General features: G+C 71.5%; 14 protein-coding genes. 9 read left to right on the forward strand and 5 right to left on the reverse strand.

The features are described 5' to 3' along the window. Positions 1-64 precede the first annotated feature (64 nt). The 4 genes from HTZ77_RS12655 to HTZ77_RS12670 all read left to right on the forward strand — a co-directional run bounded on the left by HTZ77_RS12655 (position 65) and on the right by HTZ77_RS12670 (position 2901). On the forward strand, positions 65-1003 hold the full coding sequence (locus tag HTZ77_RS12655; RefSeq protein ID WP_175589753.1) for an MBL fold metallo-hydrolase: 939 nt from the start codon (positions 65-67) through the stop codon (positions 1001-1003). Positions 1004-1068: 65 nt separating this feature from the next. Then, a complete protein-coding gene (locus HTZ77_RS12660) occupies positions 1069-1293 on the forward strand; it encodes a DUF6458 family protein (protein WP_175589754.1) in 225 nt (74 codons plus the stop codon). A 73-nt stretch (positions 1294-1366) separates the two neighbouring features. Continuing rightward, positions 1367-1900, forward strand: coding sequence for an RNA polymerase sigma factor (locus HTZ77_RS12665; RefSeq protein ID WP_175589755.1), 534 nt, complete (start codon positions 1367-1369; stop codon positions 1898-1900). Beyond that, positions 1900-2901: a CU044_5270 family protein gene (locus tag HTZ77_RS12670; protein WP_175589756.1), complete on the forward strand. Its 1002-nt coding sequence runs from the start codon at positions 1900-1902 to the stop codon at positions 2899-2901. Before HTZ77_RS12665 ends, HTZ77_RS12670 begins: the two co-directional genes overlap by 1 nt. On the opposite strand, the gene HTZ77_RS12675 is transcribed toward HTZ77_RS12670, so the two are convergent. The 4 genes from HTZ77_RS12675 to pdhA form a co-directional block, all read right to left on the reverse strand. After that, positions 2891-3184, reverse strand: coding sequence for a Dabb family protein (locus tag HTZ77_RS12675; RefSeq protein WP_175589757.1), 294 nt, complete (start codon positions 3182-3184; stop codon positions 2891-2893). The genes HTZ77_RS12670 and HTZ77_RS12675 overlap by 11 nt on opposite strands. Positions 3185-3267: 83 nt before the next feature. After that, positions 3268-4770: a dihydrolipoamide acetyltransferase family protein gene (locus HTZ77_RS12680; protein ID WP_175589758.1), complete on the reverse strand. Its 1503-nt coding sequence runs from the start codon at positions 4768-4770 to the stop codon at positions 3268-3270. A gap of 16 nt (positions 4771-4786) precedes the next feature. Further along, a complete protein-coding gene (locus HTZ77_RS12685; protein WP_175589759.1) occupies positions 4787-5767 on the reverse strand; it encodes an alpha-ketoacid dehydrogenase subunit beta in 981 nt (326 codons plus the stop codon). After that, positions 5764-6858, reverse strand: coding sequence for a pyruvate dehydrogenase (acetyl-transferring) E1 component subunit alpha (gene pdhA / locus HTZ77_RS12690; protein WP_175589760.1), 1095 nt, complete (start codon positions 6856-6858; stop codon positions 5764-5766). Before pdhA ends, HTZ77_RS12685 begins: the two co-directional genes overlap by 4 nt. Positions 6859-7082: 224 nt before the next feature. Here pdhA and purS point away from each other — a divergent pair, with 224 nt between their 5' ends. The 4 genes from purS to purL all read left to right on the forward strand — a co-directional run bounded on the left by purS (position 7083) and on the right by purL (position 11066). Beyond that, on the forward strand, positions 7083-7328 hold the full coding sequence (gene purS / locus HTZ77_RS12695) for a phosphoribosylformylglycinamidine synthase subunit PurS (protein WP_175589761.1): 246 nt from the start codon (positions 7083-7085) through the stop codon (positions 7326-7328). A gap of 221 nt (positions 7329-7549) precedes the next feature. Next, entirely contained in the window at positions 7550-7936 is a 387-nt protein-coding gene (locus HTZ77_RS12700; RefSeq protein WP_175590240.1) for an ATP-binding protein, read from the forward strand. 134 nt (positions 7937-8070) lie between these two features. Continuing rightward, positions 8071-8751 (forward strand): phosphoribosylformylglycinamidine synthase subunit PurQ, encoded by a 681-nt coding sequence (gene purQ, locus HTZ77_RS12705; RefSeq protein WP_175589762.1) that lies wholly within the window; start codon positions 8071-8073, stop codon positions 8749-8751. After that, a complete protein-coding gene (gene purL, locus HTZ77_RS12710; protein WP_175589763.1) occupies positions 8748-11066 on the forward strand; it encodes a phosphoribosylformylglycinamidine synthase subunit PurL in 2319 nt (772 codons plus the stop codon). The genes purQ and purL overlap by 4 nt, the downstream gene beginning before the upstream one ends. 57 nt (positions 11067-11123) lie before the next feature. Here the strand turns inward: purL and HTZ77_RS12715 are convergent, their stop codons facing one another. Continuing rightward, a complete protein-coding gene (locus HTZ77_RS12715; protein WP_235994650.1) occupies positions 11124-11927 on the reverse strand; it encodes a collagen-like domain-containing protein in 804 nt (267 codons plus the stop codon). 232 nt (positions 11928-12159) lie between these two features. Between HTZ77_RS12715 and HTZ77_RS48175 the strand changes: the two genes are divergently transcribed. Further along, a complete protein-coding gene (locus HTZ77_RS48175) occupies positions 12160-14178 on the forward strand; it encodes an adenylate/guanylate cyclase domain-containing protein (protein WP_328808557.1) in 2019 nt (672 codons plus the stop codon). The last annotated feature ends 13 nt before the right edge of the window (positions 14179-14191 follow it).

Genomic DNA, 14191 nt, shown 5'->3' on the forward strand with positions numbered 1-14191 from the left:
CCGGCCGGGCGCCCCGGCGGTACGGTCGGGACCAGCCGGGCGCCCCGGCGGTACGGTCGGGGCCATGAGCGCCACTCCCCACGACCGCCCGCTCCCCCCGCCGCGCGTCGAAGAGGTCTCCGACGGCGTGTACGCCTACGTCCAGCCCGACGGGAGCTGGTGGATCAACAACACCGGGTTCCTGGCCGGGCGGCGCGGCGTCATCGGCATCGACGCCTGCTCGACCGAGCGTCGCACCCGTGCCTACCGCGAGGCCGTCGCCCGGGTGACCGACCGGCCCTTCACGACGCTGGTCAACACCCACCACCACGGCGACCACACCTTCGGCAACCACCTCTTCCCCGAGGCCACGATCGTCGCCCACGAGCGCACCCGCGAGATGGTCCTGGCCGAGGGCATCCCCGCCTACCGGGCCGCGTGGTCACCCGAGGTCGAGTGGGGCGAGCTGGAGGCCGTGGCGCCGTTCCTGACCTACACCGACGGCGTCACCCTCCACTCCGACGAGCTGCGCTGCGAGGTGCGCCACGTCGGCACCGCCGCGCACACCACCAACGACTCGTACGTGTGGATCCCGGAGCGCCGCCTGCTGTTCTCCGGCGACCTGCTCTTCAACGGCGGCACGCCGTTCGTGCTCATGGGCTCGGTGGACGGCGCGCTGGAGGCGCTGGACCGGCTGGAGGAGCTGGGGGCCGAGACGATCGTGCCCGGCCACGGCGACGTGTGCGGCCCCGAGGTGATCGGGCGGGTGCGCGGCTACCTGCGCTTCGTCCGCGTGGCCGCCGAGCGCGGCCGGACGGCGGGGCTCACACCGCTGGAGACGGCCCGCGAGACCGACCTCGGCGATTGGGCGGGCCTGCTCGACCCCGAGCGGATCGTCGGCAACCTGCACCGCGCCTACGCCGAGCTGGACGGCCTGCCGAGGGGCGGCGACCTCGACCTCGTCGCGGCCGTCGGCGACATGATCACCTTCAACGGGGGCCGCCCGCTCTCGTGCCTCGCCTGAGGGTGTGATCGCCTTTACTCGGGTATGACCGTGGGCGTACTCGCCGTTCGTCTCCGGAGGTCGTCATGGGTGTCGGGGTCAGCATCTTCATCCTCACGCTCGGCGCCATCCTCAAGTTCGCCATCGAGCCGGACGTGTTCGGCGACGCCGTCCACATGGACGTGATCGGCCTCATCTTCATGATCGTCGGCGGCCTCGGCATCCTGCTCAGCGTCGTGCTGGCGCCCCGGCGCGGCCGTACCTCCGACGACCGGCTGATGCACCGCGAGAACAACCCGCCGGAAATCTGACGGATTCCTGGGAAGGGTCCTCGGGGAGCGGGCAATCACGGGTGTCCATGTTCCCCGGCAAGGAGACCCTTGCATGATCGCATCGCTCGACGGAGCGGTCGCGGACCCCGAAAGATTCGCGACCGTCTTCGACGCCCACTACGAGGAGATCCGCCGTTACCTGGGACGCCGGCTCGACCTCGACGTCGCGGAGGACCTGGCGGCCGAGACCTTCCTCGTCGCCTTCCGCCGCCGGCACAGCTTCGACGCCTCCCAGGGCGGCGTCAGGCCCTGGCTGTACGGCATCGCCACCAAGCTCGTCGGCCGGCACCGGCGTGCCGAGGTGCGGCGCTACCGGGCGCTGGCCCGGTCCGGGCCGCCGCGGCACGACGACGGCCATGATCAGCGGATCGTGGACCGCGTCTCCGCGGGAGTGACCGTGCAGAGGCTCTCGGCCGCGCTGGCCGGCCTGTCGCGCGGCGAGCGCGACGTGGTGCTGCTCGTCGCGTACGGCGGGCTCACCTACGACGAGGTCGCCGCGGCGCTCGGCGTCGCCAACGGCACCGTCGCCTCCCGGCTCAGCCGGGCCCGCACCAAGCTGCGCGACTCCCTGGGGGTGGAGGTCTGATGAGGGAATTCCAGTTCGTCGACGACGTCATGCCGGACGTCCCGCCCGCCGACGACGCGCGGGTGCTCGCCGTACGGGCCGAGGTGCTGGACGGGACCCGGCGGCGGCGGGGGCTGCCCGTCTGGCCGCGCGTGTCGCTCGCGGCGGCGGCCGTCGCGAGTGTGCTGGTGGCCGGGTCCGTGGTGGTGCCCCGCCTGGGCGGTGAACAGGCCGGGACGGCGTCTCCCGCGGCCACGGCGGACCGGCGCGCCACGACCAAGGCGGTTCCCCTGGCCACGCCGTCATCGCCGCGGGCCGCGCTCGACGCGGCGGCGGACCGGCTCGCCGCGCAGCCGCCGGGTACGGGGGCGTGGTGGCGGCGGGAGGCGATCCGGACGCAGCGGCTCAAGAGGACCTCGTACACCGTCGAGGACCGGGTCACGGAGGTCCTGTGGATCGACCGCAAGGGCAAGGAGCGGTACGTGCAGGGGCGCGTGTCCTCCAGCCTGCCGACCGCCGCCGACAGGAGGGCCTGGAAGAGGGCCGGTTCGCCGAAGCTCTGCGGCGACCAGGACAAATGCCGGATGGGCAGGGTCTTCTTCAACCCGCTGGCGCTCAAGCGGATGACGCTGCCCGAGGAGGCCGGGGAGCTCAAGGCGCTGCTGCTGAAGCACCGTCCGACGGACGGGTCGACCGGGGAAGAGGAATGGCTGTGGGCCACGGCGCACTGGGTGCTCCTCGACACCGCGGCGACGCCCCGCACGAGGGCGGCCGCCTACCGGATGCTGGCCGGCCTGCCCGGCACGGACGTCGTCGGACGGGTCTCGGACGCCGAGGGGCGTACCGGGATCGCGCTGCAGCACGGCAAGGCCGACATCCGACAGCAGATGGTCATCGACCCCGGGAGCGGCGACCTGCTGGCCCTTCAGACGGTGCTGGCGAAGGGCGGCGAGGTGCTCGGCTCGTTCGCGGTGCGGCGGCTCGGCTGGACGGACGAGCAGCCGCCCAAGGCTACAGACTGAGCTGGACGGCGGCGCGGCTCGCCAGGATGGGCTTGATGTACTCCGCGATCACCGCCTGGTGCCCCGCGTCGTCGCGGTAGACCAGGTAGTCGTCGAGGTCGTCGAAGTCGGCGACCACCGCGAAGTCGTGGTTGCCCTGGTTGATGCCCGCGTCGGGACCGAAGGTGTACGCGCGGATCTGCGGGATGGCGGCCGGCAGCGTCCCCAGCGCGGTCGCCACCGCCGCCTTCTGCTCGTCGGTGGCGTCATCGGTCCAGGTGAACAGCGCGACATGGCGAATCATGCGATCACCCTATCGAGGCGCGCCTCGCCGGTCCGGCCTGGGGCGGACGACTCGCGGGGGCCGTCCGCCCTGGGCTTCACGCGTCAGTTCCAGGCGAGCATGCGCAGCGGGTCCTCCAGCATGGCGCCGACGTCGCGGAGGAACAGCGAGCCCAGCTCGCCGTCCACGATCCGGTGGTCGAACGACAGCGCCAGCGTGGTGACCTTGCGCACCGCCAGCTCGCCGTCCACCACCCAGGGCATGTCCCTGACCTGGCCGAAGGCGAGGATCGCGGCCTCACCCGGGTTGAGGATGGGGGTGCCCGTGTCGACGCCGAACACGCCCACGTTCGTGATCGTGAACGTGCCGCCCGCCATGTCGGCGGGCTGGGCGCGGCCGGCCCTGGCCGTCTCGGCCAGCTCGGTGAGCCGCCTGGCCAGGTCGGGCAGGGACAGCTCGTGGGCGTCCTTGACGTTGGGGACCACGAGGCCGCGCGGGGTGGCGGCGGCGATGCCCAGGTTCACGTAGTGCTTGACCACGATCTCCTGGGCCTGCTCGTCCCAGGCCGAGTTGATCATCGGGTGACGCCGCGCGGCGACGAGCACCGCCTTGGCCACGAGGAGCAGCGGCGAGACCTTGACCTCGGCGAAGTCGGGCAGCTCCCGCAGCCGGCGGACCGCCGCCATCGTCTCGGTCACGTCCACCTGGAGGAACTCGGTGACGTGCGGAGCGGTGAAGGCGCTGGCCACCATGGCCTGGGCCGTCATCTTCCGCACGCCCTTGATCGGGATCCGCTCCTCGCGCTCCGCCGTCCGGGTCGTCGCGCGCTCCCCAGCCGGCGCGGCGGGCTGGGGGGATCGGGCGGCGGCGTGGACGTCGTCGCGGGTGATGGTGCCCTGCGGGCCGGAGCCGGTCAGCGTGGTCAGGTCCACGCCGAGGTCGCGGGCCAGCTTGCGCACCGGCGGCTTGGCGAGCACCGCCACCCGGCCGGGCGCGCCCGCCGGAGCACCTGCGAGGGCGGCCGGAGCGGGCGTGGCGGGAACGGGCGCGGACGCCACGGCTGCGGGCTGCGCCGGCACCGCCTGGGCGGCTGCCGCGCGTTGCGCGCCGGCGGGGGCGGCGGGGGCGGCGGCCGGGGAGGACTTGCGGGGGCGGCGCTTGGTGGCGCCGGTCTTCACCCCGTAGCCGACCAGGACCGCCTGGCGCTCCTCCTTGGGCGCCGGGCTGCCGTGGACGCCCGGCTCGACGGCGCCCTCCGCGGGCGGCCGCGGCACCATGTCGTCGGCCAGCGCCTCGCCACGGCCGGGCGCCTCGTCCGCGCCGGACGCGGCCTGCCCGGTCGGGGCCTGCGCGGGCGATCCGCCTTCCTCGGCCGTGTCCACGGCGATGATGGCCACGCCGACGTCCACCGTCTGCCCCGCCTCGGCCATCAGGCCGGCGACCACCCCGTCCCACGGGATCGGCAGCTCGACGATCGACTTGGCCGTCTCGATCTCGACGACGATCTGGTTGACCTTGACCGCGTCGCCTTCCTTGACGTGCCAGCGGACGATCTCCGCCTCGGTCAGCCCTTCGCCGACGTCGGGGAGCTTGAACTCACGTCGCATGAAAACGAGTCCCCTCTCAGAAGCCGAAGGAGCGGTCGACGGCGTCGAGCACCCTGTCCAGGTCGGGCAGGTAGTGCTCCTCCAGCTTGGACGGGGGGTACGGGGTGGAGAAGCCGCCGACGCGCAGCACCGGCGCCTCCAGGTGGTAGAAGCACTGCTCGGTGATCCGGGCCGCCAGCTCGGCGCCGAACCCGCTGTTGACCGGCGCCTCGTGCACCACCACGACCCGGCCCGTGCGGCGGACGGAGTCCATGACGAGCGGGGTGTCGAGCGGGTTGAGCGAGCGCAGGTCGATGACCTCCAGGGACCTGCCGTCGTCCTCGGCCGCCTTCGCGGCCTCCAGGCAGGTCTTGACCATCGGCCCGTACGCGACGAGCGTGGCGTCGGTGCCCGGGCGGACGACCTTGCCCTTGTCCAGCGGGGTCCACCAGCCGGTGTCGGCGGTGTCGATGTCGGCCTTCTCCCAGTAGCGGCGCTTGGGCTCGAAGAAGATGACCGGGTCGTCGCTGCGGATGGCCTGCTGGATCATCGTGTACGCGTCGGCGGGGTTGGAGCAGGCGACCACGCGCAGGCCGGCGGTGTGGGTGAAGTACGCCTCGGGCGACTCGCTGTGGTGCTCGACCGCGCCGATGCCGCCGCCGCAGGGGATGCGGACGACCACGGGCAGCTTGATCGCGCCGAGCGAGCGCATCGGCATCTTGGCGAGCTGGGTGATGATCTGGTCGGCCGCGGGGAAGACGAAGCCGTCGAACTGGATCTCGCACACCGGCCGGTAGCCGCGCAGCGCGAGGCCGATGGCGGTGCCGATGATGCCCGACTCGGCGAGCGGGGTGTCGATGACCCGGTCCTCGCCGAAGTCCTTCTGCAGGCCGTCGGTGACGCGGAAGACGCCGCCGAGCTTGCCGACGTCCTCGCCCATGATGAGGACCTTGGGGTCGTCCTCCATGGCCTTGCGCATGCCCTCGTTGAGCGCCTTGGACAGGCTCAGGATCGTCATCGCTGCTCGAAGCCCTCCAGGTAGGCGGCGTACTGGGCGCGCTCCTCGTCGATCAGCGGATGGGGCTCCGCGTAGACGTGGTCGAAGATGTCGAGCGGCGCGGGGTCGGGCATGGCCAGGCAGCGCCTGCGCAGGTCGGCGCCGAGCTGCTCGGCCTCGGCCTCGACGGAGTCGAAGAACGCCTGGTCGGCCAGCTCGTTCTTGAACAGGTACGACTTGACCCGCTCGATGGGGTCCTTGAGCTTCCACGCCTCCAGCTCGCTGGCGACCCGGTAGCGGGTGGGGTCGTCGGTGGTGGTGTGGGCGCCCATCCGGTACGTGTACGCCTCGATCAGGGTCGGGCCCTGGCCCTCGCGGGCGTTCTTGAGCGCCTGCCGGGTGACCGCCAGGCAGGCGAAGACGTCGTTGCCGTCGACGCGGATGCCGGGGAAGCCGAAGCCGGAGGCCCGCCGGTAGAGGGGGATGCGGGTCTGCTTCTCCAGCGGCTCGGAGATCGCCCACTGGTTGTTCTGGCAGAAGAACACGATCGGCGCGTTGAAGACGCTGGCCCAGATGAACGACTCGTTGACGTCGCCCTGGGAGGTGGCGCCGTCGCCGAAGTAGGCGATGGTGGCCGAGGGCGCGTCGTCGCGCTGGACGCCCATGGCGTAGCCGACCGCGTGCAGGGTCTGGCTGCCGATGACGATCGTGTACAGGTGGAAGTTGTGCTCCCTGGGGTCCCAGCCCCCGTGGTTGACGCCCCGGAACAGGCCGAGCAGCTTGACCGGATCGACGTCGCGGCACCAGGCGACGCCGTGCTCCCGGTAGGTCGGGAAGGCCATGTCGGCGTCGGTCAGGGCACGGCCGGAACCGATCTGGGCCGCCTCCTGGCCGAGCAGCGAGGCCCAGATGCCGAGCTCGCCCTGGCGTTGCAGGGCGACGGCCTCCAGGTCGATGCGCCGGACGAGCACCAGGTCGCGGTAGAGCGACCTGACCTCTTCGGGCTTGAGGTCGATGTCGTAGTCGGGGTGCTCAACGCGCTCACCCTCCGGGGTGAGGAGCTGGACGAGCTCCGGAGGTGCTGCGGCACCACGAGAGGCGTCGGCGGTCACGTGCCACTCCTGTGCGGTCGGGGCCAGTTTGGGCGGGATTGCCACCTCATGCCGGCCTTGTGAGCGTCGGACCATGTGGTGGTGGTTCGTACGCATGTGGGGACATCGTGGCAGACGTCACAGCCCTCCGCGCAAGCCCCATGCACTTCCCCGTTCCCGTTGTACCGTCTGCCACACGCGCCGGTAGGCTGGCTTTCCCAACCCGCCGTACCAGGAGGAACGCAGTGGCGCGCGTCATCGTAGACGTCATGCTGAAGCCGGAGATTCTCGACCCCCAGGGCCAGGCGATCGCCCGCGCACTGCCCCGCCTGGGCTTCTCCGGGGTGTCGGAGGTGCGCCAGGGCAAGCGCTTCGAGATCGAGCTGGACGGCCCGGCCGACGAGACGGCGCTGGCAGAGGTCCGTAAGATGGCCGAGACGCTGCTCGCCAACACCGTGATCGAGGACTACAGCGTCCGGGTTGAGGGCTAGACATCACATTTGGTGGCCGGATTTCCCCTTGGGGGCTTAAAGCCGGGTTCGGGCGTGCCACAATGCCACGGGCGTGCCAACAGTAAATAACAACAGCGTGATTTTGCGGTTAGCCCCGTTTTCACGGGGAAACCTACTCCAGGTGACATTCCGGAGCCCGGAGGAGTCCGGTGGATATTGAGTTCTCGTTGGCACTGCCCCGGGATGCGATCGGCATACCGATGGTGAGGCGGGTGCTCGGAGACGCGATGCGCTCGCTCAGCGTGAGCGAGACCTGCATCTCCGACATGCTGCTCGCCGTCTCCGAGGCGTGCTCCAACGCCGTACGGCACGGCGGTCCGGGCAACCGGTACGAAGTGAGCGCGGCGATCGGCTACGGCCGCTGCGACGTGCGCGTGGCAGACAACGGCGGCGGCCTCCCCTCCATGCCGCTGCACTTCCCTCCCTCCGACACCGAGAACGGCCGGGGGCTGCTCATCATGCGCTCCGTGGTCGACGAGATCTCCTTCGGCGTCACTCCCGGCCGGGGCACCACGGTCCACCTGCGCAAGCTGCTGTCCTGGGACGACGAGGCCGAGGCCCGTCCCCGCGAGCTCGCCGCCGTCTGACCGCCCGCGCGACCCTCCGGCGCATGCCCGGCGAGGAACATCCGGCCGCACCCGATAACCTGGGGTGAGCCGCCCCCGTACACCCTTGAGAGACGGTGGCGCGCGTGCGCATTCCTCAGAAGGGGACGACTGTCATGAGCGCTGCCCGTGTGGGCGTAGTCACGTTTCCAGGAACTCTCGACGACCAGGACGCCGCCAAAGCCGTGCACCTCGTGGGCGCGCAGGCGGTTCCGCTGTGGCACGCCGACCACGACCTGAAGGGGGTCGACGCGGTGTTCCTGCCGGGCGGCTTCTCCTACGGCGACTACCTCCGCTGCGGCGCGATCTCCCGGTTCGCGCCGCTCATGGACGAGCTCATCCCGGCCGCCCGCGCCGGGCTGCCCGTGCTCGGCACCTGCAACGGCTTCCAGATCCTCTGCGAGGCCCACCTGCTGCCGGGCGCGCTGACCCGCAACGCCTCGCTCCACTACGTGTGCCGCGACCAGCCGCTGCGCGTCGAGCAGAACGCCACCGCCTGGACGTCGGCCTTCGGCCAGGGCCAGGAGATCGTGCTGCCGATCAAGCACGGCGAGGGCCGCTACGTCGCCTCCGCCGACACGATCGCCGAGCTGGAGGCCACCGGCCGGGTGGCCCTGCGCTACGTCGGCAACCCGAACGGCTCGACCAACGACATCGCCGGCATCACCAACGAGGCGGGCAACGTGGTCGGCATCATGCCGCACCCCGAGCACGCGGTCGAGGAACTCGTCGGCGCCCCCAGCACCGACGGCCTCGGCTTCTTCACCTCCATCCTCAAGAAGCTGGTCAACGCATGAGCGCCGACTCCGTCAAGCGAGCACACAGCACCCCGGACGAGCCGATGCCCTTCGCCGAGCTGGGGATGAAGCAGGACGAGTACGACCGGGTCAAGGAGATCCTGGGCCGCCGTCCCACCGGCTCCGAGCTGGCCATCTACAGCGTCATGTGGTCCGAGCACTGCTCGTACAAGTCGTCCAAGGTGCACCTGCGGCAGTTCGCCACCAAGGCGCCGAAGTCCGAGGCGCTGCTCGTCGGCATGGGCGAGAACGCCGGCGTGGTGGACATCGGCGACGGCTGGGCGGCCACGTTCAAGATCGAGTCGCACAACCACCCGTCGTACGTCGAGCCGCACCAGGGCGCGGCCACCGGCGTCGGCGGGATCGTGCGCGACATCATGTCGATGGGCGCCCGCCCGATCGCGGTGATGGACGCGCTGCGCTTCGGCGCCGCCGACGCTCCCGACACGCGGCGGGTGCTGCCCGGCGTCGTCGAGGGCATCAGCCACTACGGCAACTGCCTGGGCCTGCCCAACATCGGCGGCGAGGTCGTCTTCGACCCCTGCTACATCGGCAACCCGCTGGTCAACGCGCTCTGCGTCGGCCTGCTGCGCAAGGACCAGATCAAGCTGGCCACCGCGCCCGGCCCCGGCAACAAGGTCGTCCTGTTCGGCGCCTCGACCGGCCCCGACGGCATCGGCGGCGCGTCGGTGCTCGCCAGCGCCACGTTCGAGGACGAGTCGCACGCCAAGCGGCCCGCCGTGCAGGTGGGCGACCCGTTCATGGAGAAGCTGCTCATCGAGTGCTGCCTGGAGCTGTACGCGGCCGACGTGGTCGTGGGCATCCAGGACCTCGGCGCGGCCGGCGTCTCCTGCGCCACGACCGAGCTGGCCGCCAAGGGCACCGGCGGCATGAACGTCGACCTCAACCTCGTCCCGCTGCGCGACCCGTCGCTGCGGCCCGAGGAGATCCTGATGAGCGAGTCCCAGGAGCGCATGATGGCCGTCGTGCGCCCCGAGGACATCCCGGCGTTCATGGCGATCTGCGAGAAGTGGGACGTGCCGGCCACCGTCATCGGCGAGGTCACCGACACCGGCCGCCTCGTGATGACGTGGGACGGCGAGGTCATCGTGGACATCCCGCCGGGCACCGCCGCCGACGAGGGTCCCGTCTACGAGCGCCCCTACCAGGAGCCCGCCGGTCAGGCCGCGCTCAACGCCGACACCCCCGACCGGCTGGAGCGGCCCGCCGACCTGCGCGCGACGCTGCTGCGGCTGCTCGGCTCGCCCAACCTGGCCGGCAAGGAGTGGGTGACCTCCCAGTACGACCGCTACGTCCGCTCCAACACCGTACTGGCCCAGCCGGCCGACGCGGGGATGCTGCGGATCTCCGAGGTGATGGCACCGGTGCGCAGGAGCTCGGCCGGAGAGAGCGAAGCCAACGAAGGCCGAAGCGGGCGCACCCATGAGCACGCCGAGCCGACGACGCGCGGCATCGCGCTCGCCACCGACGGCAACGGCCGCTACGCCAAGCTCGACCCGTACGCGGGGGCGCAGCTCGCGCTGGCCGAGGCGTACCGCAACGTCGCCGTGACCGGCGCCAAGCCGCTCGCCGTCACCAACTGCCTCAACTTCGGCTCGCCCGAGGACCCCGAGGTCATGTGGCAGTTCGCCGAGGCCACCCGCGGCCTGGCCGACGCCTGCCGCACCCTGGGCGTGCCCGTGACCGGCGGCAACGTCTCCTTCTACAACCAGACCGGCTCCGCCGCCATCCACCCGACCCCGGTCGTCGGCGTGCTCGGCGTGATCGACGACGTGGCCCGGCGGGTGCCGTCCGGGTTCACCGGCGAGGGGCTGCGGGTGGCGCTGCTCGGCGACACCCGCGAGGAGTTCGGCGGGTCGGAGTGGGCGCACGTCGTCCACGGTCACCTCGGCGGGCTGCCGCCGCAGGCCGACCTGGCGGCCGAGCAGGCGCTGGCCACCGTGCTGGTCGAGGCCGCCCGGCACGGGCTCCTGGAGGGCTCGCACGACCTGTCCGACGGCGGTCTGGCGATCGCGCTGGCCGAGGCGTGCCTCGCCCGGGGCGTCGGCGCCACCGTGACGCTCAACGACGACCCGTTCATCGGGCTGTTCAGCGAGTCGGCGGCGCGGGCGCTGGTGACGGTTCGGCCGGAGGCGTTCGAGGACTTCGCCGCGCTCTGCGCCGAGCACGAGGTGCCCTGCTACGGGCTGGGCGTCACCGGGGGCGACGCGCTGGTCGTCGAGGGCGTGCTGGAGGTGCCGGTCTCCGAGCTGCGCGAGACCCACACGGGGACCCTGCCCGCCCTGTTCGGCTGAGGTCTGTGACGTGGTGAGGGCCGGTACGGTGCGCCGTACCGGCCCTTCGCCGTCTGGTCAGGAGGTCTTCTTGAGGCAGACGACGTAGACGCTGCCGGCGCTGCCGCCGCCGGAGAAGTCCTTGTCGTTGTCGTTGGCCTTGGTCGCGGTCACCGACCAGCCGTTGCCGCTCGGCATGCTCGACAGGGGCCGGTAGCTCTGGTTGAGGCTGAAGCCGCCGCCGGTGACCAGCTCGCCGGTGCCGCAGGAGACGGAGCCGGAGCCGCCGCTGAGCGTGGCGCTCTTGGTGTAGCTCGTGTAGGTGGCGCCGTCCTTGCCGTTGACGCCGTCCTTGCCGTCCTTGCCGGGGAGGCCGTTCTTCCCGTCCTGACCGTCCTGACCATCCTTGCCGGGGAGACCGGGCTTGCCGTCCTTGCCGTCCTCGCCGTCCTTGCCGGGCTTACCGGGCAGGCCGTCCTTGCCGTCCTTGCCGTCGACGCCGTTCTTCCCGTTGAGCCCGTCCTTGCCGTCCTCACCGTTCTTGCCGTTGAGGCCGTCCTTGCCATCCTTGCCGGGCAGGCCCTGCGGACCGCGGGGACCCTGGGGGCCGGTGTCGCCCTTCGGGCCCTGAGCGCCGGTGTCACCCTTCGTGCCCTCCGTGACCGTGGTGGTCGAGGTGCCGCCGCCGATCACCATCTGGATCTCGGTCTTCCGGCACGGGGTGGAGGGGTTGACGATGCGGGCGTACCGCGACTTCTTGTTGACGCACGCGTACACCTCGCCGCCGGACGAGGCAGTGGCGACGCCACCGACGGCGAGGAGCGACAGCGCGAGCGCTCCGACAGTGGCGAGCGTGAGCGTGCGCCCACCGCGAACCTTCATAGCCACGGCTTTCCTTCCAAAGAACTGTTGCTCGTGTTGAGCATGAGGTTCACGTTTCAACCGTTCCAGGGGATGACAGCCACTACATAACGTGTTCATCACGACACATTTCGTGACTCGGGTCGCTGACACGACTTGACCCGTCAAGATGATCGGCTCCGCGTAAAAGGACGCACTCGACGGAGGCGCCCCCGATGGATAATCGGGTCAGCCCACGCGACGGAGGATGACCGTGCCGACGGAGAGCCCCTACCTCCCGCCCGCCACACAGCCCGTGCGGGGGGTCGTCTGGGCCCTTCACCTGGCGCTGCCGCTGCTCGGCCTCTGGCTCCTGCTCAGCGAGCCGCACCTGAACGTCATGTGGCAGCACAACCCCAGCCACTTCTGGATGATCATCATGGTGGCCGGGATCAACGTGGTGCTCGGCGGGCTCATCAGCCAGGCGTCGTCCCGGCGCGCGGACGCCCGGCTGTTCCTCGTGTCGATGGTCTTCCTGACCAGCGCCGGGTTCTTCTTCCTGCACGGGCTCGCCACACCCCGGGTCATCCTGCCGACCGGGTCGGTCGGGTTCGACCTCGGACAGCAGGCCGGGCTCACCGTCGCCGCGGGGTTCGCGTTCGCCTCGGCGCTGCCGCTGGGCGAGCGGGCGGCGGCGGCCGTGCTCGCCGCCCGCCACCTGATCCGCGGCGCGCTGGTCGGCTTCATGATCCTGTGGGGGCTGGCGTCGCTGGTCGACGGGCTGACACCGCTCAGCGAGCCGCCGCTGACCGCGTACTCCTCCTGGGTGGCGTGGGCCTCACTGCCCGGCATCGTGCTGTACGTGGCGGCGGCCGTGATGATGTTCCGGCTGCACCGGCGGCGGCCCTCGGCGATGCTGGTCAGCCTCATCACCGCGTACGCGCTGCTCGCCGAGTCGATGGCGGCCGGGATGTCGCAGCACAACTGGCACCTGACCTGGTGGGAGTGGCACCTCCTGCTGACCTTCGCGTTCGTGTTCGTCGCCTACAGCGCCTACCTGCAGTTCCGGCGCGAGGGGTCGAGCGCGGGCCTGTTCGACTCGGTGGCGCTGTCGGCGACCGTGGCGCGCATCCGGGCGCAGTACGACGAGGCGCTGGAGGAGCTGGTCGAGCACGTACGGCGGGGCGAGCCGCTGGCCGCGACCCGGCTGTCCGGCAAGTTCCGGCTCAACGAGGGCCAGGCCGCCGTGCTCGACCGGGCGGGCCAGGCGCTGGCCAACGAGCGGGAGCTGTCGGAACGGCTGGCCGCGCTCGTCGACGTGAGCACGCGCACCCGCGTCGGCCTGCCCGAGACCGAACTGCTGACCGACGCGCTCGAACGCGTCCGCCAGGCGTTCGGCGAGGTGCGGATCGGCCTGGTCTCGGACGGCCGCGCCCACATCGGCTCCCGCGAGTACGACTTCCCCGGTCACCAGCCCGAGCGGCGCGACCACCTGCTCGCCTTCCCGCTGACGGTCAAGGGCCGGCTGGCCGGAGCGCTGGAGGTGCCCGTCGGCCGCACCCCGCAGGACGAGGCACTGGCGGCCACGCTGGCCGGCCAGCTGTCGATCTCGCTGGAGAACGCCCGCCTCTACCAGGAGCTCGACACCCTGTTCCGGCAGTACATGTCGCCCGACGTGGCGCAGGCCCTGCTCGCCGACCCGTCGCAGGCGGAGCTCGGCGGACAGCTCAAGGAGCTGACCGCGCTGTTCGCCGACCTCAAGGGCTTCACCACGTTCTCCGAACGGGTCACGCCCGGCGAGATCGTCGAGATGCTCAACCGCTACCACTCGGCGGCCGTGCCGTGCATCCTCGACAACGGCGGCACGATCGTGCAGTTCGTCGGCGACGCGCTGCTCGCGCTGTTCAACGCCCCCGCCACGCAGCAGGACCACGCCGCGGCCGCCTGCCGGGCCGCGCTGGCCATGCAGCGGGCCGCCGCCGAGATCGCCGAGGAGGTCTCCTGGGAGCGGGTGGACGACGTGGAGTGGCCGACGTTCCGGGTCGGGGTCAACACCGGGCCGGCCCTCGTGGGCAACATCGGCAGCCCACAGCTGCGCGGCTTCAACGCCATGGGCGACTGCGTGAACGTGGCCGCCCGGCTCCAGTCGCTCGCCGAGCCGGGCACGGTCGTGGTCGGCGAGACCACGCTGCGGCAGCTCGGCTACGGCGCCGAGGTCACGCCGCTGGGGAAGCTGAGCCTCAAGGGCAAGGAGGAGCCCGTCGAGGCGTACGTTCTGACCTCCTTGCCATAGATCGGGCGACCAC

It is taken from the genome of Nonomuraea montanisoli, from assembly GCF_013363975.1.
Taxonomy (GTDB): Bacteria; Actinomycetota; Actinomycetes; order Streptosporangiales; family Streptosporangiaceae; genus Nonomuraea; species Nonomuraea montanisoli.

Bases quoted from the DNA above. Each gene is read 5' to 3' on its own strand.
- HTZ77_RS12655 (WP_175589753.1), top strand. From the start codon at position 65: ATGAGCGCCACTCCCCACGACCGCCCGCTCCCCCCGCCGCGCGTCGAA.
- HTZ77_RS12660 (WP_175589754.1), top strand. From the start codon at position 1,069: ATGGGTGTCGGGGTCAGCATCTTCATCCTCACGCTCGGCGCCATCCTC.
- HTZ77_RS12665 (WP_175589755.1), top strand. From the start codon at position 1,367: ATGATCGCATCGCTCGACGGAGCGGTCGCGGACCCCGAAAGATTCGCG.
- HTZ77_RS12670 (WP_175589756.1), top strand. From the start codon at position 1,900: ATGAGGGAATTCCAGTTCGTCGACGACGTCATGCCGGACGTCCCGCCC.
- HTZ77_RS12675 (WP_175589757.1), bottom strand. From the start codon at position 3,184: ATGATTCGCCATGTCGCGCTGTTCACCTGGACCGATGACGCCACCGAC.
- HTZ77_RS12680 (WP_175589758.1), bottom strand. From the start codon at position 4,770: ATGCGACGTGAGTTCAAGCTCCCCGACGTCGGCGAAGGGCTGACCGAG.
- HTZ77_RS12685 (WP_175589759.1), bottom strand. From the start codon at position 5,767: ATGACGATCCTGAGCCTGTCCAAGGCGCTCAACGAGGGCATGCGCAAG.
- HTZ77_RS12700 (WP_175590240.1), top strand. From the start codon at position 7,550: ATGGTGAGGCGGGTGCTCGGAGACGCGATGCGCTCGCTCAGCGTGAGC.
- purQ (WP_175589762.1), top strand. From the start codon at position 8,071: ATGAGCGCTGCCCGTGTGGGCGTAGTCACGTTTCCAGGAACTCTCGAC.
- purL (WP_175589763.1), top strand. From the start codon at position 8,748: ATGAGCGCCGACTCCGTCAAGCGAGCACACAGCACCCCGGACGAGCCG.
- HTZ77_RS12715 (WP_235994650.1), bottom strand. From the start codon at position 11,927: ATGAAGGTTCGCGGTGGGCGCACGCTCACGCTCGCCACTGTCGGAGCG.